Source organism: Roseimaritima multifibrata, assembly GCF_007741495.1.
GTDB lineage: Bacteria > Planctomycetota > Planctomycetia > Pirellulales > Pirellulaceae > Roseimaritima > Roseimaritima multifibrata.
Genome location: NZ_CP036262.1, coordinates 180,077 through 204,897, shown reverse-complemented (window position 1 = coordinate 204,897; position 24,821 = coordinate 180,077). Strand labels below are relative to the sequence as shown.

At 52.0% G+C, this 24,821-nt stretch carries 18 protein-coding genes and 1 pseudogene; 17 read left to right on the top strand and 2 right to left on the bottom strand.

Translation table 11 applies throughout. From position 1 onward, the window contains the following. Positions 1-24: 24 nt before the first annotated feature. From FF011L_RS00840 to FF011L_RS00825, 3 genes are all read left to right on the top strand, one after another. Complete coding sequence (locus FF011L_RS00840; protein WP_145349513.1) at positions 25-1,188, top strand: glycosyltransferase; 1,164 nt, start codon at positions 25-27, stop codon at positions 1,186-1,188. 543 nt (positions 1,189-1,731) lie between these two features. Beyond that, the gene (locus FF011L_RS00830; protein WP_145349512.1) at positions 1,732-7,446 is read left to right on the top strand and encodes an RHS repeat domain-containing protein; all 5,715 of its coding nucleotides are present in this window, start codon (positions 1,732-1,734) and stop codon (positions 7,444-7,446) included. Positions 7,447-7,694: 248 nt separating this feature from the next. Then, complete coding sequence (locus FF011L_RS00825; protein WP_145349511.1) at positions 7,695-8,081, top strand: hypothetical protein; 387 nt, start codon at positions 7,695-7,697, stop codon at positions 8,079-8,081. A gap of 103 nt (positions 8,082-8,184) precedes the next feature. Here the strand turns inward: FF011L_RS00825 and FF011L_RS00820 are convergent, their stop codons facing one another. Further along, the gene (locus FF011L_RS00820; protein WP_145349510.1) at positions 8,185-11,778 is read right to left on the bottom strand and encodes a protein kinase domain-containing protein; all 3,594 of its coding nucleotides are present in this window, start codon (positions 11,776-11,778) and stop codon (positions 8,185-8,187) included. Further along, complete coding sequence (locus tag FF011L_RS00815) at positions 11,779-12,609, bottom strand: sigma-70 RNA polymerase sigma factor region 4 domain-containing protein (RefSeq protein WP_218932918.1); 831 nt, start codon at positions 12,607-12,609, stop codon at positions 11,779-11,781. A 103-nt stretch (positions 12,610-12,712) separates the two neighbouring features. Here FF011L_RS00815 and FF011L_RS00810 point away from each other — a divergent pair, with 103 nt between their 5' ends. From FF011L_RS00810 to FF011L_RS26065, 14 genes and pseudogenes are all read left to right on the top strand, one after another. Further along, positions 12,713-13,198, top strand: a complete 486-nt coding sequence (locus FF011L_RS00810; protein ID WP_145349508.1) for a hypothetical protein — start codon at positions 12,713-12,715, stop codon at positions 13,196-13,198. Positions 13,199-13,274: 76 nt separating this feature from the next. Continuing rightward, entirely contained in the window at positions 13,275-13,940 is a 666-nt protein-coding gene (locus tag FF011L_RS00805) for an RNA polymerase sigma factor (RefSeq protein ID WP_145349507.1), read from the top strand. 106 nt (positions 13,941-14,046) lie between these two features. Then, on the top strand, positions 14,047-15,021 hold the full coding sequence (locus tag FF011L_RS00800; RefSeq protein WP_145349506.1) for a hypothetical protein: 975 nt from the start codon (positions 14,047-14,049) through the stop codon (positions 15,019-15,021). Between the two features lie 438 nt (positions 15,022-15,459). Next, positions 15,460-15,849, top strand: a complete 390-nt coding sequence (locus FF011L_RS00795) for a hypothetical protein (protein ID WP_145349505.1) — start codon at positions 15,460-15,462, stop codon at positions 15,847-15,849. Between the two features lie 116 nt (positions 15,850-15,965). Continuing rightward, entirely contained in the window at positions 15,966-16,778 is an 813-nt protein-coding gene (locus FF011L_RS00790) for a ParB/RepB/Spo0J family partition protein (protein ID WP_145349504.1), read from the top strand. A 9-nt stretch (positions 16,779-16,787) separates the two neighbouring features. Beyond that, positions 16,788-18,203 (top strand): TraM recognition domain-containing protein, encoded by a 1,416-nt coding sequence (locus FF011L_RS00785; RefSeq protein WP_145349503.1) that lies wholly within the window; start codon positions 16,788-16,790, stop codon positions 18,201-18,203. Positions 18,204-18,366: 163 nt separating this feature from the next. Then, complete coding sequence (locus FF011L_RS00780; RefSeq protein WP_145349502.1) at positions 18,367-18,816, top strand: hypothetical protein; 450 nt, start codon at positions 18,367-18,369, stop codon at positions 18,814-18,816. 3 nt (positions 18,817-18,819) lie between these two features. Continuing rightward, entirely contained in the window at positions 18,820-19,221 is a 402-nt protein-coding gene (locus FF011L_RS00775; RefSeq protein WP_145349501.1) for a hypothetical protein, read from the top strand. Beyond that, a complete protein-coding gene (locus tag FF011L_RS00770) occupies positions 19,218-19,640 on the top strand; it encodes a hypothetical protein (protein ID WP_145349500.1) in 423 nt (140 codons plus the stop codon). The genes FF011L_RS00775 and FF011L_RS00770 overlap by 4 nt, the downstream gene beginning before the upstream one ends. A gap of 96 nt (positions 19,641-19,736) precedes the next feature. After that, entirely contained in the window at positions 19,737-22,457 is a 2,721-nt protein-coding gene (gene mobF, locus FF011L_RS00765) for a MobF family relaxase (protein ID WP_145349499.1), read from the top strand. A 143-nt stretch (positions 22,458-22,600) separates the two neighbouring features. Further along, a complete protein-coding gene (locus FF011L_RS00760) occupies positions 22,601-22,903 on the top strand; it encodes a hypothetical protein (protein ID WP_145349498.1) in 303 nt (100 codons plus the stop codon). A gap of 678 nt (positions 22,904-23,581) precedes the next feature. Next, entirely contained in the window at positions 23,582-24,166 is a 585-nt protein-coding gene (locus tag FF011L_RS00755; RefSeq protein WP_145349497.1) for a hypothetical protein, read from the top strand. Positions 24,167-24,196: 30 nt separating this feature from the next. Further along, positions 24,197-24,313 (top strand): annotated as a pseudogene (locus FF011L_RS27315) (SAP domain-containing protein); the annotation flags it as partial. A 105-nt stretch (positions 24,314-24,418) separates the two neighbouring features. Next, positions 24,419-24,754 (top strand): hypothetical protein, encoded by a 336-nt coding sequence (locus FF011L_RS26065; RefSeq protein ID WP_218932917.1) that lies wholly within the window; start codon positions 24,419-24,421, stop codon positions 24,752-24,754. Positions 24,755-24,821 lie beyond the last annotated feature (67 nt).

Here is a 24,821-nt window from a genome sequence, read left to right as displayed (position 1 = left end):
AATTGGTTTCTGCGAGCATTGCTCGTGTTCGCTGGCATCGGCTGCTACTCTGTACCGGCTAGAATTCGTGGTAGATCAAGAAATCGGTTCCGCTGCCTTCCTTGGAGGGCAGGCCGAACAAGCAGCTTACCGCACGAAAGGGTGTTTTGCGTGATAGACGAAATTTGCGTAATTGGGTTTCCTTCACGATTGGGAGGAGCAGATACGGAACTAGATCACCAAATTCGGGTCTGGCAGCACTTAGGAGTGAAGGTGCATTTGATTCACACTTTCCCGTTAGATCACAACTGTCACTTGATGCAGATGGAAAAACGTGGTTGCGTCGTCCATCGGCCCCGTGACTGGGCAGCTTGCGAAGGAAAGCATGTGATCGCCTATTGCAACTCCGGTTTTTTGGAGAACATTGAGGCAATTCGGGCACTGGCACGAACGACAACCTTCGTTAATTGCATGACCTGGTTATTTGAGAAGGAGAAAGAGGCACACAAGAGAGGGTTGATTGACTTCTTTGTCTACCAGACGAATCACGTCATTGACAAGGTTGGTGCAGAACTGCGAGCAATCAACGCCTGCTACCGTCCGATAAAAATCGACCCATATTTCCACTTAAGCGATTTCCCCTTCACTGAAGAACGCTCTGACGAAACCTTTCGTTTCGCGAGAATTTCCCGTAGCGATCCTGCAAAATTCCATCCTTCCCAGCTGTGGATCTATGAGACAATGGTTGCTCCTGTCTTGAAAAGTGGAATCATGCTGGGAGTTGACAATAAAATTCGCGAGAAGATTGGTACAGAGCCAGACTGGATCCGGGCTTTTCCTGCGGGCGAAGTTTCTGTGAAATCGGTCTACGAGTGTTCACACTGCCTGATTCTTGCATCAGAAACCTACGAAAATTTACCTCGGATTGCTTTTGAAGCGATGGCCAGCGGATGTCTTTTGATCGTTGATGACCGAGGAGGTTGGCAAGAGTTGGTAAAACACCGCGAAACAGGTTATCTGTGCAAAGACCCTCGGGACTTCGTTTACTACGCATCGCGAGCGGCATACGAAATCCAAGAACGAAATCAAATGGTAAAGAACGCGCGTGAGTGGCTAAACGAAAGGTACTCTCTTGAGCTAGCCGGCGAGCAATGGCTTGGGTTTTTCGAGACCCTTTCGAAAACGGAAATGAATCGTTCGCCTGCTTGAGTAATAGAAAAAACGAAAATCGCCTAGTAGGGGGGGTCGACAGTGGCAAGGCGAGGCCTGATGATAAGAACGTTGGTCTCTTTCCACATTCCAAAAACTGGGCAGGTTGAATGTCGTCGAGTAGCTCCGGATGGTCGTCAAGTTCAGGTTCATCAAGCAGTTCGTCCTCTGGCGATGACCCCTCTTCAAGTAGTTCGGGCTGGTCGTCGAGTTCAGGCACCCCGAGTAGTTCTTCCTCCGGTGATGGCTCGTCCTCAAGCAGTTCTGGCTTTTCATCAAGCTCAGGCACCCCGAGCAGTTCATCCTCTGGCGACGGCCCCTCTTCAAGTAGTTCGGGCTGGTCGTCGAGTTCAGGCACTCCAAGTAGTTCATCCTCTGGCGACGGCCCCTCTTCAAGTAGTTCGGGCTGGTCGTCGAGTTCAGGCACTCCAAGTAGTTCGTCGTCCGGTGGAGGCTCGCCCTCAAGTAGTTCGTCGTCTAGCTACTGGGTCGGCCCCGGGCCGTGGTTCGGTCCATTTCCCCCCCGAGGAAGACACTTGCGAAATGCCGCCGCCCGGCCCGCTTCCCATCAGCGAACGACCGGTCCGGTACTTCAATGGTGAGCTACAACTAGCCGTTACGGATCTTCGAGCTCCCGGAGCAAGTGGCCCCTGGGCGCAGCGCAGGCAGTACAGCAACCAACTAAGTGGACAGACCGATATCGGACTCGGCTATAACTGGATTACGGAAGCTTGGCCGTACTTGCTCAAGGGGCAGGATGGCGAAATTGCTTTTGCCAGGAGCACTCGTAATGCTCTATGGTTTGACGATGTTGGTTCACCTGGCAGCCCGTCGTTTGTTGGCCGCTTCGGCGCTAAGTCGACCTTGACGCATGATTGCGACAACCGTCGCTACGTGCTTTCTCAACCCACCGGGGAAGTTTGGTTTTTTAAAGACTTTGGCGATGAACCATGCAGTTCTTCTTCTGCAATGAGCTCGTCGTCATCGAATTCTTCGTTGCCAATGCCAGGACAGTTGCTCGGCATGACCGATGCAGCTGGGCAACAGACCGAAGTCGTGAAGTATTCTGACTCAGGGAGAATTCAGACAATCCAACGCCAAACGATTGTCGATACAGAAACCGTTACGACCGAATTCGAGTATGACTTTGATGCGATGGGGCAAACAACGTCGGTTACCTACCGGCGGCAAGTCGACGATAACGGCTGGGTCAATGTTCGTCGAGCGACGTACGAGTATTACGATGGCTCCAACGCCAATGGATCCTCTGGCGATTTGATGCGAGTCCGCATTCAGGAACCGTCGGGCGTTACCTGGGCAAACATTCAGCAAAGCTATTATCGTTATTACAAATCTGGGGCCACAAGCGGGTTTGAGCATGGGCTGCGTTACGTTGTCGAGCCTGACGGCTATGCGGCAATGCTTGCTAACTCGCTTGACCCCACTGCGGTCAGCAATGCCGTCTTGTTGCAGTACTCAAAGTACTGTTTTGAGTATGATTCTCAGCATCGCGTTAGCCGTGAGATTGTCGACCGAGGGGCAATCACCATCGATTTTGCCTATGAACAAAGTCTTCACGCCGATGCTTTCAATAACTGGAGTCGCAAAACGACCGAAACCCGCTCTGATGGGCGTGTCCAGACCGTTTACACGAATTACATTGGTCAAGCCTTACTCAGTAAAGTGCAGTCAGGCTCCGACCAATGGCTGACCGCTAGCTCCTATGACAGTGACGGACGCTTGGCTCAAGTCGCTTCTCCTTCGTCAATTGTTAGTTTCGATCCCAGCAATGCCGACCTGGGTGTTACCTTGCGTACGAATGCGGGCCTGATCCAGCTTCGCAGCTACTATGCTTCGACAGGCGGCGGCGGCGTGGAAGGTTACTTAGAATCGACCTCGCTTAAAAAGGGTAGTGGCGGTACGCCCGTCTTACAAAGCGAGCTGGAGTACACGCAGCGATCCGGGGGCGGGGCGACTATTTACCCAGTCTCAAAACAGTCACGTTTCCGTGACGATGCTGGCACCGACCCGATTGCGACCAGCTTTGCCTTCGACTGGTACACCGATAAGGTCCAAGTCTCCCAGCTGACGGCAACTCTGCCGGTTGTGTCGACTGCGCAGAACGGACCAGGAACCGCTACAACTCAGAAACAGGCTTTTGATGAGCAAGGCAATGAAACTTGGTCGATGGACGCTCGGGGATTCATTACCCATACTGTTTATGATCCAGTGTTGGGATCCATTCTGCAGCGGATCGTGGATGCCGATACCTCTTTGCTTTCCGGAGTGCCTTCCGGATGGAGCACGCCTAGCGGCGGGGGCAAACATTTAGTTTATGACTATGAGATCGATTCCCTGGGCCGCACGACGCAAGATCTGGGGCCAGCCCACACGATCGATTTGGCTGGGACTGCGACAGTGGTTCGTCGTGCTAACTGGACGGTTTACAAGGATTCCGAGCATGCGACTTGGACCGCAAGTGGATACGCAACGGGCAGCGGACCTGCTTACACGTATACACTGATCAATCCCGTTCGTATCCAACAGCGGGACGCTCGGGGAAACACCCTTCAGGAGATTCAAGTCCCTCGCGGATCCACCTCTGGTCGCCTGCAGCCGACAGACACTTTTTCACAGCCATCCTTTACGCGATGGACGACATGGCAGTACACCGACTGCTGCTTTGTCTCCTCGATGCGAGTCTACCATTCTATCCCTGCATCGGGTGAAGGGGGGGGCGGGACGAACTACGACGAAACCACCTACGGCTACGATAGCCTAAAACGTCGCAACTTAGAGATTTCTCCTGGTGGCACAATCACAAGCAGTGTTTACGACGTGCGTGACAATATTATTGCTAAGTATGTCGGAACCAATGACACAGGTGCTACCGCTTCGGACCCAACTGGCGGCGGTGCTGCTGGAAACAACATGGTTCAAGTCAGTGCATCGGTATTTGACGATGGTTCCGATGGAGGTGACAACAACCTGACGAGCCAGATCGCGTACGTCGATGCGGTTAATACCCGCACCACTTCGTTCCTATACGACTGGAGAAACCGCCGAGTCGATACCAATGGCGAGCTGGATGCTTTTCAGCGCGTAGTTTACGACAATCTCAACCAAGTTATTCAGTCAGACCGCTACGACACCTCGGCAGCCGGGAATTTAGTCGACCGCAGTGAAACAAAATACGACAATTTGGGCCGTGTCTATCGCTCGATTCGCTACGCTGTCGATCCAAGCACTGGAGCCCTTGGCAATCCCCTCACCAGCAACTCCTGGTTCGACGCCGCAGGCAACCAAGTCAAATCAATGGCCGGGGGCTCCGAACAGTTTACCAAACAAGCGTTTGATAGCGTTGGACGCATTATTCAGTCCTATGTCGGTTACGGCAACGACACAACTTATGCCGACGTGCTAAATGTTACCGGGGATGTGATCCTCACGCAGACTGACATGCTTTATGATGACGCTGGCAGTGTCATCCAGGCGTCCACTCGGCAGCGATATCACAATGCTCCGGCAGCCCAGACCGGTGCACTGGGCTCTCCTTCGGTCACCCCCAACGCTCGCATCCAGTACATGGCCAGTTATCCCGATGCAATTGGACGGTTGGTCGCGACAGCAAACTGCGGAACCAACGGTGGGGCGAGCCTAACTCGCTCGGCGACAATTCCAGCCAGCAGCGACACCATCTTAGTCTCGCAACAGATTTATAACAGCGCGGCAGAGCTTCGTGATTCGATCAACCCGGCCGGCAAGATCACACGGATCAACTACGACGCTGCAGGGCGTCAAACAGAAACGGTTGACAATTTTGTAGAGTCGCCCGCAAGCTCCAGTTCAAGTGGTGGGTGCTCTGCCTCGGATGACCAGAACCAAACGACCCAGTTTGCATACACACCCGATGGTCTACTAAAAACATTGATCGCTGTTAATGCGTCGACTGGTAACCAAGTGACCCAGTATACCTACGGCACAACGCTCGCCGACAGCCAGATCGCTTCGTCACAATTATTGCGAGCAGAGATTTACCCTGACTCCAGTGGTCCGACCGATCAGGTTGGCTATACCTACAACCGCTTATCGCAGCGAACAAGCTTGACCGATCAAAATGGTTCAACGCGTCAGTTCGACTATGATTTACTGGGGCGTCAGACGCAGGATCGCGTGACCACCTTAGGGGCGGGCGTCGACGGAGATGTCCGCAGAATCCAGCAAACCTACGACGTTCGGGGCAATGTCTCGGACATCACCAGCTACGATAATTCTACGGTCGGTAGCGGATGGATCGTCAACGAAGTCACGCGAAAGTTTGACGGGTTTGGGCAGGTGGTAAAAACGTTCCAGTCGCATAGCGGTGCAGTGAATCCGGTAAGCACGCCCAGTGTAGGACGCTCTTACACCGATGGAAGCGGGAACCTGCTTCGCCCCACAGCAACAATCTATCCCAACGGCCGTGAAGTCACTCTCGACTATGGCAGTAGCGGATCGATTGCCGACAAGTTGAACCAAGTGTCCAGCCTAGCTGATGATGACACAACGGTTTTAGCAGCTTACGACTATCTAGGTTTAGGAACGTTTGTCCAGCAGAGCAGTACCGAAGCGGATTTGCGGTATACGTTGATTTCACCCTCGCTGAGTAACGATCCCGATACCGGCGACATTTATTCTGGAATGGATCGCTTTGGGCGAGTGAAAGACGTTCGTTGGCAGGACGTATCAGCAAGTGGTGATCTATCGCGAATCGAGTACGGATACGACCGCGCCAGCAACCGAACATGGCGAGAAAATCCATCCGACCCGAATCGTCAGCATGACTGGTTATACAATTACGATGGGCTGGATCGATTGCAATCGGCTGATCGCGGTGAATTGAATGCCGGACATACGGCGATCGATACGCTTAACCTCGCTCAGTGCTGGACGCTAGATCCAACAGGCAATTGGAAAGCCTTCCGCCAAGATGACAACGGCAATGGTACCTGGGACTTTAATCAAACCCGTACTGCCAATGCGGTGAACGAGATTACTGATATCAGTAATACGCCCACCAACATCTGGGCAACTCCCGCGTACGACAAAAACGGTAACACGACAACCAATCCGCGGCCGGACTTGGGCACAAACGCGACAATGTCGGCAACGTTTGACGCCTGGAACCGGATGACCAAGTTGGTCGACGACGCCACGTCAGACACGCTGCTAGAAAACCAGTTTGACGGACGCAACTTCAGGGTTGTTGCTAAGGAGTATTCATCTGGGGCGCTCGCTAGGACCCGTGGATATTACTTTACGGATGCTTGGCAGTGCGTCGAGGAAGACGTCGATGTGTCCAGCACGCCTGACCGTCAGTACGTTTGGGGAATGCGTTACATCGACGATCTAGTAGAGCGAGATCGAGCGTTGTCTCCAGCAAGTGGAGTCCTGGGCGAGCGGCTGTATTACCTTGCCGATGCAAACTGGAATACGACCGCCGTTGTGGATGCGTCGGGAGCGGTCAAAGAGCGCTATGAGTACGACCCTTACGGAAACCTCAGCTATTTTGAAGCTGACTTCACCGCCCGCTCTGTCAGCACCTACGGTACTCGCTACACCTACACCAGCCGAGAATGGACGCCTGCAGCCGGACTGTATTACATCAGGAATCGATGGTACGACGCAATGCTCGGAAGGTTCAGCTCCAGGGATCCGATTGGGTATGAAGGTAGTCCGTGGAATCTGCATGAATATACTGGCGGCAACCCACCTGTCCGCGTTGACTATTTGGGCGAGGAGTACGTGTGGACAGGTGTTGCTTTCGCAACATGCCGGAGAACTCGCTTACCGTCGGGGCTGTGTGACTTTAACTGCTATTGTCCGAGTGGAACGTCAAAAAGTTGGCCAGAAGAATACCGATACTACTCCAGGCCCTGCTTCGATCGTCGTCCCAACCGACCATTGTGTTATACTTGGGTCTGGAGACCTGACCCCCTCCCGATTCCGGTCACACCCCCCGATGTCGATCCGGTTGACTCACCGGACACCCTGCCATATACTCTGCCCCCTGGCTGTGTTCCAGTACCGGTTATCGTACCCCCGACCCCAACAACATTGCCGGTACAGCCAAACCCATGGTTGCCATTGCCTGCAGAGCCACGCCCCTGGATTATTTTGCCGTCGATCCAGTACAGCTTTCCGAGAGGTGGAATATTGCCATTGATTATACCGATTTGGCCCAGCTCGATTGATGGACATGGGCATCAAAGTGCATAACGCCTGTGCGTCAGAGTTTTCTGCTTACTGAAAATGATGGACTTTAAAATTTCTGTGTTGGTCGCTGTCGCTTCCATCGCACACGATAGGGAGCACGCCATTCCAAAATGCATGACTTCAAGACTAAGGCTTTTGCCTAGCGCAGGGCGTATCGGCAGCTTATTGTCATGCATAGCCACAGAGATATGATACTGAGATTTTGAGGTAGCCTAAACTTAGTTTTCTTGTTCATACTGGGGTATAGTAAGGTGAAAGATACGATTTCTGCGAAGAGAATCGAAACAAGATTGTTGGCGTTAGTTGATGACGCTGGCCAGGAGCGGTGCACGCTTGAAGTAACTGGCACTGGAGCATCCAGTGCGGTTGTGATGCATATGCTGGACAATGAAGGCTGTCCACGACTAACACTTTCGGTTGATGACGAAGGAGCATCAATTAGCGTAATGGATCAACAATGCGGCAGTTCAGTCACATTAAATTCAAATGTGAGAGGCAACGGAATCTCATTGAAGGATAAACAAGGGTTCGTTCGCGTAAGTGCCGGAGGTTGCGAAACAAGAAAATATAGCTTAACTTTATATGATGAGCATGGGCGTACCGCCGAAGAATTCGACTGTCGGCTTAAAGAAGCTTAGGGGGCCCGCTGAATATACGCGACAGCATCCGACTGGAATTTCCCGCGAACAATTGGCGATAGCTCCCGCGAAAGTAGGTTGAAGCGGTAGTTTGCCCAACAAGTTACTCGGGTAATTTTTCCCATTCTATTGCGTTGAGAACAGAAATCGAAAGGTCGGATGACAGGGCGACGCCGAAGGTCCGCTCCAATTGTTTCTGGATCAATCCAGGGTTGCCGGTCATCGGATTTGGAAGGTTTGCTACTCTTGCTGTGCCGTCACGGCTTCCGGAAAGTACTTTACTCCCGTCAGGCGAGAAGCTTAGGCATGTTACGGCGGCTTGGTGCCTGATCAATGGCCCCAACGAATCGCCGGTTCTCGCATCTAGCAATTCTACCAAGCCGTCATCACTTCCAACTGCAACCATCCCCGCACTGCCGAACGCAATTCGACGAACCCATGCTTGCGTAGTAAACGCGGATACTCGATCACCGGTTAGCAGGTCCCAGATTCTTACGGTTCGATCCGCTCCTCCAAGGGCAACCCATCGGCTGTCAGGGGAGAAGGCTGCCGCTGAAACTCGAGCAGTGGAACTAGTCAAGTTCCGATGAACTTTGCCGTTCAATGCATCCCATACAATCGCAGAGCCGTCGAAGGACAGGCTTACGAACCATTTACTATCGGGACTAAACTCGATTCCGCGAACCTCAACCGAGTGAGCAGCATCGAGTTTGACTTCGCGGAGTTCGGGTACTTCCCATACCTTGGCGGTTGCAGCCTTGTCTTGCCCAACCTCGTTCGCTGTAGATTCCACATAACCTCCATCAACGGCAATCCTGGTGCCATCAGGACTGAATTTGACATTCTCGACCCAACCGCCAGCACGAAAGACGACTTCGGACAGCTTGGATTCCGGCTCCCAGATGTTGTCGCAAAAATACAAACTCTTGGATCCTGGGCTGGGCTTACTTGATTTGGCGACCCAAGCAATTTTTTCACCATTAGGTGATACTGCCAGCGATGCGATAAGCCCAGCTGCAGGCCATTCGCGAATTGGTCTGGATGGGCTTGCACCGGAAATTTTCCACAGTTTGATTGGGCCAACACCAACGGTCACGCAATGCTCCTCTTTCCTTCCCACAAAGTTGGCAGCAAGCACCTCCCCTTCGTGAGGGAAATATGAAAGCTGCTTTCCCTGCGGTGACCATGCCCTCGCTCCGCCTCGTTCTTTTGTCGCATCTAAACATGACGTAAGGATCTGTGTCCCATCCGAATTGAACGTACTGGCAGAAACAATGGCCGGATGCACAAGAACAACTTCTCTGTCTTGAGACTGCTGCCAAAACCTAGCGGCGCCGTCAAACCCTACCGTGACAAGACTATTGGCCTCACGACTTAATGAAACGCAACGAACGTCACTTTGATGGTACAGCGTTTGCCCAACAGGTCGGAATGATGACGGCTCTGCAACACTCCAGAGTCGGGCCGTTCCATCTTCGCTTCCACTTAGTAGGTAAGAACCGGCATCATCGAATGCTAGGCTGCGGACCGGCCCCTGATGCCGCAGTATTTCGCCAAACCGATCACCCGTTCGCAAATCATAAATCCGGATTTTCCCATCTAAGCAGCCAGTTGCAAGCCGGTTATTAACTCCATCGACAGCTAGGGAGAAAACGGGCCCTGGGTGAGGAAAACTCATGCGATTTGAGCCTGCCTCGCCATCAAGGTCAAACACGGTTGCAACCCGATCATTTCCCCCTGTCACAACAAACTTTCCATTGGGATCAACGGTCACCGTTCGAGCTCGCCCCAACTGCATGGAATGACTGGAAAATTGCTCGCCCTCAAGACCGTACACCGCACAGACCGAGTCTTCACCGGTAGAAAAACCGGCAACGAGAACACGGCTGCCCGACAAATCCAAAAATGTGGCCGAGTGAATGTGTTGTTGGTGATCCCAGCTTGCAGTCACGCGGCTGGATTCGATGTCCACCAATCGAAGAACTGACCCACAGCTAACAAGGACCAGATGACTCTCCGTGGGATGCCAGTTGATTGATGTTAACGACGTTGTTGAGAACTCATCCATGAGGTCAATTCGACTCACCATTGAAAAATCTTTGACCCTCAATACACGCAATTCCCCAGAGTCGTCACCGAGTGCTACGAGTCGTCCATTTGGCGAGAAGCTGCACGACATCACCAATCCGGGCATGTCGCCAACGATGTGCTGAAGCTCAATTGAATTGTTCAGTTCAGCCGAAATAGCTAAGCGGGCCTTGGTGACTACGTCTTGCTGTTCTGGAACACAAACACCTAGGGCCCGCGTAATCGTCAAAAGCCCCGCTGCTGTATCACCCGCTGCACAGAGCGTTTCACCTCTATCAAGCAAACGCACCGCCTCCAGTTGGGTTGCCTGGTCTCGCTCCAAGGCAGTCCGTCGATTTGCCTGTATAAGGACGACAAGTATCAAGAACGCAGCAACGAGAATCGTTGATGTAAGCGTTCCCCACGGATTCCTTACCGCAAACATTCGCCCGCGACGGTATATCGATGCCGATTCTGCCTTCGTTGGTCGATACTCCGAAATTCGCCGCAGGTCTTCGGCCAACTGATGAGCCGTTTCGTATCGCTTTTCCGGCTCGGTCATAAGTGCCTTTGAGCACACAGCACGAATGGACCGGTTACCGATAGCATGGAGCTGATCGGTAGGGACAAACGGGTTCGTGTCGTTTTCAGTTAATAGCGAAACTAAAGTAGCCCCTAACGCATAAATGTCACCAGCAACTGAGGGGAACTCACTCTTTAGCTGCTCTGGAGCGATGTAGCCACGTGTGCCGTAAAGCGTGGCGGGGTTTGTCTGATAATTGCCTTCTTGGTACGCCAAACCAAAATCAACCACCGCAGGCTTGCCTTCAGTATCAAGTACAATATTTTGCGGCTTGATGTCACGGTGAATTACAGATAGTCCATGGGCTACCGAGATGCCCAAGGAGCAATTGGCAATGATATCCACGGCTCGAAGTGGATTATCTTTAAACGAAGACGGCTGAAGTGCTCCGCCTTCGTAATACTCCATCACGATGTATGCCTCTGGGGTAGCTACTCCGCGGTGCCCAGCATCAGTAACGCTCACAATGTGGTTGTGCTTAAGCTGCCCTAGAATCTTTGCTTCTCGGTCGAATCGGTCAGCATCTGCGGCTCTCAAATTTCTCAAAAACTTAATTATGAACTTCTTCCCCGTCCTTAGCTGAACGGCAGGATATGCAGTGCCGAACGAGCCCTTGCCAATCGGTTCTAGTTCAACCTCGTACTTTGACTCGAAGTCCAACTCCGCCGTGGCGAGAACCATGTGGGAGGAGTGCACATGTGATTCTATGAATTTCCGTACCAGCAATCGCGGAGAACGCAGTTTCGCTGCAACAAATTCCAATCGGTACGCTGTCTGAATGCACGTTTCACAGAAGGAACTCGAATCATGCATTCCACAGAAATCGTTGGTCTTAAAAGAGTTTAGACCTCTGCTTCCAGCGAAAGCCTTACTAACTAAAAGCATCGAAAACAGCTTGTTTCGATCCTGGCTATTGTCAGTAAGCCTGGATATTGCTTCAACTGCTTCCGGTGCTTGTAGGTTCTGGTCACCTAGCAAACGCACGAATTCCGACTCCTGGCTTTCGCCCAATGCGACTTCAGACATATGGTCGTGGGAGTGGATCATTTATTCGTCAGTATCCATTCGGCTGTTGACACAGTCTGCAATTTTCTTCCGACGTCGCCGCACGTTGGCAGGATCAAGTTCAACGTATTTTGCGATCTCAAACACACTCGCGCCATCAATGCTCATTCGAACAATCGCTTTGTCTATGTCATCCTTGATACACGATTCAGTAATGACTCTGGCCGTCTCGCTGATTTCCAATTCAATTGCAGGAAGTAAATCTTCAGAGGGAGGATCGCTAAACATTACCCCGTTTTCAGTCACGATGCGTCTTTTTCTATGTCCTTTCCTCCAGCCATGGACAGCGCACACGACGCAAAACCCAAGCCATTCATCGATAGTGTTGAACTGATTTCTATCAAACCCTTTCTTGATTCCCTTCTCCCAGACATCTATGAATCCAATCTGTATTACCGAACTCCCGATTCGTTTTAGTTCTTCCGGGGTCGCTTTGAGCAGGCCTAAAAAGTGGCGGATCCGTTTTTCACGAAGCTCGGCATAAATGCTCTCAAAAAACACGTTGACTTGACGAGCAGCTTCCTGCGCGACTGCCTTAGTCGTCGCTTCCTCTGAGTCCCAGCAACGCTCCAAGGCTATGGCATCCTCCATCGACAATTTCTCCTCAATTGATCGACGATCGTCGCCTTCTTCAGCACAAAAAACGGAGCAGGCATCAACGCACATGGCGACCTGATTTTCCCGCCAATGTCTGACGATCCGTGGTACAGGTCGGCCAGCGAATGCTTGTCGAATATCTTCGACAGTACGTGCTTCGTTCGCAAGTACGGATGCAATCCGAATCAAGCGTATCGGTTTAGTTGAAGCTGTCACCATGTTGTCAATGCAAAATGTGAGGTCGGGTTCTAGTTAAGTATTCTTTAATCTCTGTGTGTTAAAGTTTTGCAAACCCCATCAGAGAACGGAGGCATGAGCTATGCACCAACACCTTAACGCCACGCAACTAATTGAAATCGGTGATGCCGTGTCCGCATCACTAGAAGGCATGAAAGTCGGACAACATGCCGTCAGCGGCTCTTTCATTGGCAGCAATCCAGCCCTCAACAAAGCAATGAACCTATTCATCAAGCAGACCTTTGAACAAGCGACACTAGATGCAGGTTTTCTCGAAATCGCTCCTTTCAATCGCGTGGTGGAAGAAGCAAGTGACCGCGTGAATCCTGAATGCAAGTCGAAAGAGGGAAAGCTCTGGAGCATTGTAGCGGCATTGGGCGACATTACCGCATCGTTGGGGGAGGCTCAACCATCCGAGCACGATCTACCGACCGTACGACGAAACTTTATCGGTGCAATCAAGCGAGAGTCAGGCCTCGGCGAGCATGCAGCTAGGGAAACCTGTGATCGATTCCAGGCGGCAATCATCACGGCCATAGATTCAGTGGTCGGACGCCAAAAATCATAATTTCTCGCGCACGTTTTCCGCCGGTTTGGGATTGATTTCTACGGGGCCAAGTTTTTCCACCGTTAGGAATCCAATCATGCGTTTAAATTTGCGAAGAAGTTGCGAAGTCGAGAATATTTCCACTGGAATCCGCACGCCACCGCAAGGCGTGCGTGAATCACCGGTTTCAGATTGGCGAGAAATCGATAATACATCTGATGAATCCCTATCACCAGATCCCAGCCGAACGAAATCGTTTTTAGACAGCGAAACAGGACGGCGACTCCATGAAAAATATTGTCGCATTGTTGGGGAGCACAACGCCGAGGATGTCGTCCAGAGTGGCTACGTAAAGTTCCTTAAAGCGGAAGCTGCCTGGGAGGCGAATGGGGTTGAACCTCCCGCAAACCTGATGCTGTACTTAAATCGGATCAACTTCAATGAGGCGATAGACTTCACCCGTAAGTCGAAAAGACTCGCTCACCCAGTGCATTTGCCAGGGTGGTACGACTGTGTCGACGGAAGCAAGTCGCCAGATGAAACCCTTGTCCACAAAGAACGTGTGGAGCGGTTGCATTCCGGCATGGCGAAATTGACAGCTCACCAAGTGGAGCTTCTTAAGCAGCGACACCTTGAAGAGTTGACCATGGCTCAGCTTGAAGCGTGCCATAACGTCACTCGCAAGACGATCTACAACCGCTTGCAAAAGGTTTACTGCATTCTGCGGCCGATCATCGACGGGACTTCTCACGAAAACTCCTGAGCCGAGTTTCCCACGGGCGCATTCGGATGCGTCTTTTTGAGTATCCGCCGCACGAGTTGTCACTCGTGCGGCTTTTCCAGTTCCTATTTGTTCGAGGAAGATTCTGATGCACACTAAATTTCGTTTGGTCGCGGCACTCGCCATCGTCATGGCAGTTTCGTCCGCCGCTCCGCTCCACGCTCAGTCCGAGCCGGAACCCACGACGATTCCGAACCCCCGGAATCGAGCCGAGGCTACTTGGCTGGGGACGATTCAGCCACTTCACAATGCGCACGCTAAACGTGCGGACGCAATCAATTCCATGTTTTCGCGTTTTGTCAATTCGGCAAACGAGTTGACGACCGAAGATGGGTTGGACCAATTCGTTTCGGAAGCTCTGAGCTTCAAGTCCAAGACAATGTACGTGGCGAATCGGAGCGGGCACCGGGAGTTTATTGAAGGACTTTTCCGTAAGCACGTTCTGTCTACAGCTCAACTAAGCGAAGTCGTGGAGCTCCTCTCGAAGGAATTGGATGGAACTTTGGCTGATATCGACAGTAACCTGCTTGTTGAAATTCGCTCGGATGTGCCGCTCGACCCGATGTCAATCAAGTGCGAAGCGATTGACGTTGCAGACATCAACCGGGCAATCGATTCTGTCATTGATGACGTCTGCGAAAGCGTGGACAGTGCCGTCTCCCGCTCGCTCGCCAAATTCGGAGCCAGCGCAGCTAGCGGTATTGTCGGTGAAAGCATCTCCCGAAAAATCTTGACCGATGAAAACGGTGAAATCTCATTCTGGAATCGGATCGGCGCCCTAGCGATTGGAATTGGCGTCGACCTAGCAGTCGATAAAGTCATCGAAGAAACGGTAAAGCCGGGGGAAACGCTTAAGCAGGAAGTTCGAGTTCAATCTCGTACAGTACTCCAGCGATGCACCCAGCCGACCGGTCCTGTTGGCACTCGGTGGCTCTCTTGTTTCCAGACTCACAACAACCAACTGCTCAGAGCAGTAACGCGTGAAAAAGCAATTGATTTGGATTGGGCTAACGACGTTCTCAAGCGACTCGGCCTTGATTCGCAATGGACCCTTAAACCGTAGCCGTAACCGGATGCAACACAATAAACAATATTTACCAATTTCATACAAGGAACAATTATGAACTGCCACATGACAAAAACGATTCACATTTCCACTACAGTCGCATTCATTTGTTTGACGTTCTGGCACTCGAACTCGCCTGCACATGCGGGTACAGCGTCGGAAGCTCTGAAGGCGGGGCGTCGCTTCATCGTCAGCAAGGTTGCGTCGCAAGGAACAAAGAAGGCCACTCAAGCCACCAGCAAAACTGTCACTACGAGAATTGCAAAGGAATCGGCTGAGGCTGCAACCCGTCGAAGTGCCTCGAACGCATCGCGGTACTTTGGAAAAACGGCAAGCACCGCTACAAAGAACTCAGTAACCCGTGGCGTAAATTTTGCTGACGAGTTTGCAGTCGCTTCATCCAGGCTAACGCCACAAAATCAGCGACGCTTGCTCATGCTCGCACCTGATTTGAAGGCAGCGGGTAAATCGGGCGAAGTCATCCAATTGCTGGCGAAAGGTGGCAAGGCTGATGAAGTACTTGACTTCCTCTGGCGCAACAAAGGAACGATCGTTGGCGGCGCTGCGGTTTCCGCAGTGCTCGCCAACCCCGACAAGGTCTTGGCTGCGGGAGGTGAGTACGTCGTCAAGCCGGCCGTCCAGTCCACGGTTAGTTCGGTTGCTGCACCGACGACTCTCATCGCTTCGGGACTCGGGTTTCTTCTTTTTACGGGAGGCCTTTTCACGGTCGCAGTGGCAGCTGCGACCAGTGATGCCTTTCGGAAAACACTCTGGTCGCTTTTTGTAACGGCTCGCCTGGCGTTTGAACGAGCGATCGCCAAATAGCGTGTTGGTTTGTCGAATTTGATTCCGTCACCCCATTGGCAACCTTCTTGCCAATGGGGTTTGCGGACGTAACGGACACCTAGTACCGCAGCTCACCCTTCGAGGACCCCATCAGGATGATTGTTCCACAAACAGACAGCCAGCAATCGGTTGTTGAAACACGACGAATTTTCGCGAAGCTCATCAACCCGCCCAAAAACGGCCGGCATCTCGACCTGCAGATCGTTCAGCGATTGCAGGTGAGCATTGCAGAACACGGTTTACTGCAACCAATCGTCGTCCAAATTTGTGAAAGTCGGTTTACCATCGTTGCTGGCAGTCATCGACTCGCCGCGATACTTGCCCTCGGGGATGAGTACGTTGAGGCAAAAGTCTTTCCAGCCGGTACGCCGCCCGCGCAAATGCTAATTCGGAGTTTGCACGAGAACTCGATTCGCAGTTCAGAGACCGTCGAAGACACGCTCAATCGAGTCGCGGCGTTGGCGGCATTTCATGCCTGCAGCTTCGGAAAGGCAGCCAAGCTTGCCGACATTTCCAAGTCAAAGTTGAGCAAAATCCAAACGTCTGTCAAAAAACTCTCCCCAGATGCGATGGCGTTGGCTCGCGACAAAAAGATTGGCATCGGCGTACTCTACGAAGTTGCAAAGAAGGCACGCAACGAAGCCGAGCAGTTGGATTGGCTGACCGCACACGCCAACCGAACCATGAGCCGTCAAGACATTGCTAACGCGGTTAGGAAAGACGACAGCCGGAAAATCAAACGGTCCACGGTCAAGACTGCGATCGACGGCATCTCCATCTCTGTAACGGTTCCTGCCGAAAAGAGTTATGACCAGTTGCAAGAATCGTTGCAGCAACTGATCAAGAAAATCCAGTTGCATCGAAAACACGGCATTCCCTTTCACCTGCTTCAAGACGTCATCAATTAGGAGACTCTCATGTGGCCTTTCCGTCGACCCGACTCACTCAAGATGCTTGGTCTGTCTACAGAAGACATCTGCTCACACATTTTTGCGATTGGCGCTTCTGGGAGCGGCAAGACTTCTTTGTTGAAGATCCTAATGGAGGACATCATTCGTCGTGACGTTTCCGTACTATGGGCCTGCGTCAAGGCCGATGAATCTGAAAACGCAATTCGTGTCATTAAAAAGGCAGGCAAAGAGCATAAATTGAAACACTTGGTTCCCGGAAAATTCACTTTCAATTTCCTTTATTTTGAGCTCACCCGAACGGGGGGTACGCCCGCGACTGCCACGCAACTTTTTCAGCGTCTTAACAACTTGATTACAAAATCGAGCGGGCGTAAGGAGGAGGCCTACTGGGCAAACTTGTTCGAAAAAATGATGACGTACGCGATTACGCTGTGTCACATGGCGAAGAAAAATGGTTCCCCAATTTCGGTTGAAGACGTCTATCAATTTATTGTCACTAGTCCAAGTAGTTTCGAACAGGTTGGAACCAAGTTATTTAAATCGTCATTTTGTTACCAAGTGCTTTCCGCTGCCGAAAGGAACCTGCAAACCGACTCTGAACGTCGCCAGTACACACAAGCAGCGTCATTCATCTTGGAACAAATTATATCGATCGGTAGTAAAGGAAGGGGGTCCGTCCTCACTCAATGCTCGTCCGTTCTTTCACCCTTTTTGGTCGATCCCCTTTACTCAACTGTCTGCTCTGAAACGTCTAACTTTACGCCTGAGATGCCGCTGGACGGTTACTGCGTAGTGATGGATTTTCCCGTACTTGTGTATCAACAGGGCGGCATACTTTTCCAGAGCCTAATCATGCTCATGGTGATGGAAGCTGCGCTGCGCAGAAAAAATCCGAAGCAGATTACGGCACTCGTGCGTGATGAATGCCAGTACCTCATCGCGGATCCCGACTTCGAAGCAAAAGTCCAGTCGGTTGCCCGTTCGCATAAGCTTGCGTTCATTTCTTCGGCACAAAATTTACCCCTCATTCAGTCAGCGATGGGAGGGGATAGCGTCGCAGAGCAGCACATGTTGGCTACTTTTGCGAACTTTAATACGCGGTTAGTTCTGGCAAATTCCTGTAGCCGTACGAATTCTTATTTCTCAGACGCATGGGGTTCCAGCCGAGAGAATTTCGTGACGGTCAGCGAAGCCAAGCCGGAAAGAAAAATCGACCCAATGAACATGCTGTTCGGAATCGATGAATACACCGTCTCGGTCAGTCAGCAGCTGACGCCACGCTGCCCGCCGGACTTTTTTCTAGCACTTCGGCGGGGCGGAAAATCCAATAAGAAAATCGTGGACGCCTTTCTTACTCAGGGCGGCAGAACGTTTGGTAAGGAGAGAAGCCCTTTCAGACTCGTTTCCTTCAAACAACGCTAAGGTTCCCATGATTGACCGACCACCCCCAACAAAAGAAGCTGAGGAATACCTGGAAGAGGAACTACAAAGTGCGCGCACCGGTATTGCGATTTTACTGGTTTGCTCCGGCTGCTTGATCCGCAACCTACACTTTTTTTCCCGGAGCCCTGGAACTGCCGGGCCGATGGCCTCATGGCTCTCGATCTTTACGGTTGCCCTGTTTGTGGCGTTCTACGATGAAATGGAACGGCGTACCGGTTCGGCTGACGCCATTCGACCCGCGTTTGTGTGCTTGGCGTCTTTAGTCGCGTGGAGTATCGGGCTGTTCCGTACGTTGCTCCGCAGTCACTCTGGTTCAGTAATCGGCCTGGGGCAGGGGACACTGAAACGCTTTTTTCCGCACCAATCAGAGCTTACTGTGGGCGTGTTATCTGACCTGGCGGTCGCTTTGGCACTGGTGGCATTGTTTTCATCGCTCAGCTCACCGATTCAGGCTCGATGGTTCGTGTTGATGGCGTTGGGTTCAATCGTCTGGCACGGCTTTTTCTTGCTTCGATCAAACGTTAAGCGTTCCCGGATCTCCGCTGCTGCGTCTCGGTCGTCCTACTGGTCTCCACAACGAAAGAACTGGTGATAAATGAGCAGTCAACCTCCCAAGCAAGGATTTCTGCGAAACTTGACCAGCACGGCGGCGCAATACATCAAAGATGTGGTGACCTTGAAAGTCGCCAAAGACAACTTCTTTCGAGATGATGGCACGTTTGACCAATGGCTTGCCCATGGTGCAAACGAAGCTGCAAATGTTGTGGTTCATGGTCAGACAGCAACTATTTATGGCGGTTCGTCCTCGCCGCCGTTTCAATCGCCCGACGCGAACGCGCTGAGCGTTGAGCCTATCACTGAACCGCTAAGTGCGGTGGATATGCAAATTGCTCCGGCAATCGCCCCTTCCCACGACGATTCGATTCTCGGTGGTCTAGTGGCGCAAGCCGAGCAGACGGCCCAGATGCAACCGCCAGAAATGGAGTACGAACAATGAGCAAACAAACTCGCAAGCGACGCCAAATACCCAGCGTCAAACGCACCAATCAGGCCGATACGGAGGGGGCCTGGGAGGGAGATGACTGGTCCACGAGTGAAGTTGCGTCACTGGCCAACATGAACTACGAGCTGAAATTGGTCATTGAGGGTATTCGAACGACGATTTTGAATCTTAAAAATCAAAATGATCCTGCAGTCCGAGATTTGACTCAACTCGCTGAGGCTGCGACTGACTTTGCGGACGACCACCGGATGACGTTTGGGCGTCTTATGGAAGGGTTTGGAGTTGCGAATGCGAGTGTAGCACCTCTTGAACAGATCGATCGAGCAAACCAAGAAACGTCGATCCTCGCCAATCTGACTGAGCGAGCAACATCCACGACGGCCATTAACGAACCGGATCGAGAGCCTGGCTAGTGTGAATGTCAATGTTCGCTTAAGCCTGCGGACGCTGCATCGGGTTAGAGCAGCGATTGTCATACAATTGTCACATTGCTCTGCTAGGTAATCGCGATGCGGATTACTCACTCAAAAAGCTCGCGAGACGCCAAGAATTACTATGCATTCAGTGACTACTACGATTCTGGCCCCTCTCAACTTAAGGGCGCATGGTTCGGACGTGGGGCGACGATGCTTGGGCTGGAAGGTGACGTCGAAAAAGAACTTTTTGATCGATTAATCGATAACCTTCTGCCGTTTGAAGACAAACGCCTTACCCAACGAAACCGGCCGGATAGGCGAGTCGGAACCGACATCACGCTTTCTGCTCCTAAGTCCGTATCCCTGCTCTGGGGAGTCACTCAAGATCAAGAGATCCTCCAGGCAGTGCAAGATGCCGCTCATGAGACCTACGCATGCTTAGAGCAGGATGTTCAGACCAGGGTGAATCAGAAGCGGGGGACAATGACGCTCGCTAAAACGGGCAACTTGGTAGGCGCGAGCTGGCTTCACACAACCGCCAGGCCCGTGGATGGTCACCCCGACCCTCAGTTGCATGTACACGGTTTTGTCTTAAACGCCACGAATACGGGTAATCGCTGGACAGCGGCCGACCTGTCCGCCGTTGTCCGTGATTCAGGATATTACGAGGCCATTTTTCAGTCTCGCTTGGCTGGGAAAATCGCGTCGATTGGCTATCCGGTTGAACGAAGCGAGCGTGACTTTGAGATCGCTGGAGTCACACGGCAAACTATCGAAAAATTTTCGCGGCGTACCAGCCTGATTGAAAAACTTGCCGAAGAAAAAGGGGTTACCGACAGTGCGGCGAAAGGCTCTCTTGGAGCCCAGACACGCGACAAAAAGTCAACCAACCTGGTTCCCGAGGGACAACTGCCGGCATTCTGGCGCCAGCGGCTGACTGATGAAGAGGCTGCAACGCTTAAGGCGATTGCTGCGAAAGATTACGTGCCACAAAAACAAAAGGAGGCGGCGGGAAAGGCAGTGGACTTTGCGACAGACCACTGCTTTGAATTGAAATCGGTCGTTCGCGAACGGGAGTTGCTTCGCGAGGCAATTCGCCACGGAATCGGCCAAACAAGCGTTGCGGATATTCACCAGCAAGTAGCCAATCGTGACTGGATAAAGGAAGGGGAGGGTGAAAACACTTTACTCAGTACACGAAAAGTGCTAGCCGAAGAACAAGCCTTGCTGGCTTTCGCTCGCAGTGGACGCGGCCAGGTTTCAGCACTCGCCCTCGGTCACGCTATTGAGCGAGAGTGGTTCAGCGACGAACAAAAAACAGCCGTGACCGGACTTCTAGAATCAAACGACAGATTGCAGATCCTGCGTGGCGTTGCAGGAAGCGGAAAGACGTCCCTGATGAGCGAAGCAATCGACGCGATGAAAAAGAATGGCAATCATGTCACGGTTCTCGCGCCAACGGCCAAGGCCGCTCATGGTGTGCTTCGGGAGCAAGAAGGCTTCGATGCCGAAACGCTCGCGTATTTTCTTAAAAATGAACAGAAACAAAACGATGCGAAACATGGGGTCATTTGGGTAGATGAGGCCGGCTTGATTGGGACACAAGACTTGGCCGAGCTAACCAGGGTTGCGAGCCAGATCGACGCACGGATTATCCTCAGCGGTGACTCTCAGCAGCATCAGCCCGTCGCTCGCGGGCTTCCTCTCAGGCTATTAGAGTCGGATGCAGGGATCAAACCCCATCAGGTGTCGACGATTCGGCGTCAACGAGGCGAGTACCGTCACGCGGTTACCTCGCTGAGTCGCGGCGATGTCGATGCAGGATTGGACCAATTGGAGAAACTTGGATTCATCAAGGAAATCGATGATGACCAACAACGCAACGAACAACTTGCGCGTGACTATGCCGATTCCATTCAAGTGAAAAAATCGTGTTTGGTCGTTGCCCCAACCCATGCCGAGCGGGAATCGGTAACAGAGGCAATTCGAAGTGAACTTCGGTCGCGTGGGAAGATCACCGGCAAAGAACAAAGCATTGTGACGCTCCGGTCCAAACGTCTTACCGAAGCTCAGCGAGGCGATGCGACTAGTTACTCTCCAGGAGACGTCGTCGAATTTGTGACCAAGGGAAAAGGGGGCTATAAGCCGGGCGACCGATTGACTATCGAGTCCGTTGCTGACGGCCGCGTGCTTGCTGGCACCCCGGATGGCATGGCTTCAGTGCCTATCGAATCGCCCAAGTCATTCGATGTTTATCGACCGCACAACTCAAATTTTGCGGAAGGGGATCTACTGCGGATCACCAAGAATCGCCGACCCGACCGAAACTCTTCAGCAAAACGACTTAACAACGGAACAGTATTGACGCTCAAAGGCTTTACGGGATCGGGAGACCTCAAGCTGAGCAACGGGCAAACCGTGCCGGCAGAGTGGGGGCATTTTGACCACGGGACCACAGTTACTTCGTACGCATCGCAAGGGCAGACCTTCGACCGAGTGCTTGTAGCCCAAAGTAGCCTTTCCTTCCCGGCATCGTCGCCCGAGCAGGCATACGTATCAGTCAGCCGTGGTCGAGAGCAAGTAACCATCTATACCGACGATCGTGTGGCACTCCGCCAAGCAGTAAAGCAAAGCCATCAGGCGATGAACGCCAGCGATCTCATTCCCAATTCAGTCCAGGAAGAAATCGCGGCGAATGGCCGACTGAAAGAAGCCATTGAACGTGCTCGGACGCAAGCCCAACGCTTTGCAGCCAAGCAGATTGAACGAATCAGGGAATGGGTATCAGCACACCAGCCACAACATGCGAGGTAAATATGGGCCGTCCAGAATCCACCGGCATCTTAGATCGATTCGGTCTAACGACTGACCCTTCGAATCAGGAATCGGATCAATTCGAAGAAGAAGCTCCGTATCGGGCTTTCGGGATTTCCCGAAAGGCTTGGGGTGGAGAACCCATGATTGTTTTCATCCTGAAGACCGGCCAGCGTGAGGCTCTCCCGTATAGCGACCTGCGTCGACTTTCGTTCAATCCATCCGAGGGCATTACGTTGACCTACATCGAATGCATCATCACGATCACGGGCAGGCGATTGGATCAAGGATTTCAGAAATTGGCTTCGCAAAGAGTCGTTTTCATCGCGGAGGCCGACCACGCGACTGGTAAGTTAGTTGAGGATGGCGATCCCGTAATCACTGGACTTGTCATCGCCGAAAAACAGGTAATGCCGAGGTTTAGCTCGCAATTTGAGGACAAGTGACTCAGGTGGATTGAATCTCTCATCCTGAGACAGAGTTGCCGGAAATCGGTCAATGTGTCCACCAGTTTCATCAGGCAAGTCGGTGTCAACCGTTCACCTCGACATTTTTGAATTTCTATCTCAAGAGCATTTGAACGCTAGCAAAGCGAAATTTAAAATTTGCCGTTGTCCGATTCATCAGCGATGAATAAGGACCGCTTGGGGAAGGAAAACGTGAGAACAAGTCACCTCAAGAAGACTTGTTCTCACCGCCAAGTCCAAAAAAAACACCCCAAAACCACTCATTCTCACCCAGTATGTTTGGTAAGTTATGGTTATCCCGGTCCTAGATTGGTGTGCGGTTTGGCCGTGAATCGTCTCTAGCTACGGTCGCCTCGTTGGTTCCGGTGGCAGCATCGTGTGCGCCTCCTGGTCGTCTCTATCGCTTGCTTGCGCCGACCGATCGCTTCCTCGACAGTCCCGTGTCGCGCTCGAGTCCTACATGTTGGCTCAGTGTTCGGGGGACCGCAGATTTGATTTGCGCGGTGCCAGTCGCTACGATGATCTGAGTGTCGGCAAGCTCACAAGTTTGCCGCGATAACCAAGCAATTGTACTGAGCGGCGGCAGCGCCGTTTGGTCTGCTTGGAAACCTACTCTCGCTGAAGCACATTGCTGGCGTTCGCCTAACAAGTTCCTGCATGACCGAACCAACACGCGAACAACTTGAGGAAACCGCAAAGACGCTTTTGGCTGAGGCTTTACGCCGCGCCAGCACGTTCATGCAGCATTTTATAGGGATGCCCGACCATGCAGCTGTCATTGTTGCTACATCGAAAATGGATGAGTTGCTAGGTGCTGCAATTCGTGAACGGTTGCTGCCCTGCGTTGAGAAGAAGGATGAATTTCTTGACTCCGAACGTGGTCTTGGCACGTTTTCTAACCGAATCATAATGGCGTATCGATTAGGGATTATTGACGCGTCCCTTGCGCGAGCTTTGCACATATTTCGTCGCATGCGAAACGTTTTTGCACATGCCTATGAAGGACAGACTCTGGAAGTTTCGCCGCACGCGGAAAGGATTGCTGAGCTCGCGCACGGTATCGACTCGATGCCCAACCTCGTGTCATTACGTAAGACGTTTGAGGAAGTGCTACCCACGCTAACTCCTACACGGATACACTTCGTGATAGCGGCTACTGATGTAATTGCCAAATGTGAGCTCGCCATCACGATCGTTCGTCGAATCGATGGCGTTGCCGCGAAGACGGTGAAGTATCCGTAGCCATAGGCGAACGTCCTTTAGGTGCGTAATATGAAAACAGTGGCAAAGCTTCAAACGATGCGTATCGATGAGCTCCGAGCGATTTGTCGCTCGTTGCGAGTGAGTCATTCGGGGCGAACAAAAGAGGCACTGATAGCGAACCTCCTGGCACACGACAGATCCGAACTTTTAAGGCTGATCAAACAACCTTGGCATGTCCGTAGAGGTTCCCTCGTCGCGATTCTTGGAATTGTTTTTGGAATTGCGTCTCTCGTGAGTTTTCTCCTCTGGTTCGTTCCGTCTGATTCGATCGGAAAGAAAGACGGGGATAGAATACTCGCGGCAATAGAGAACTTTGAGCGACGCTGGTCATCATTGTCCGCGACGGATGCTGAAGAAAGAAAAGGGATTGTTGGAGAATTTCAGAAGCTGCGGCAACAGTTTGAGTCGAATCACGGCAACATGTTGGCAAGTGACGTCGATTCTATTCGATCGCGATTTGGAGTGACCGATTGTTGTGGTAATTCAGATCACCCACTAGACGAACTCGGAGAATTAGCAGACGAGGCACTCGGAGATGTGCTAGTCGATCCTGGATGTACTTACTAGTCTGAATACTCGACCATCAATTACGCGAACATGGAAATGCACCCGATTTCCCGGTCGGGCGTTTTCG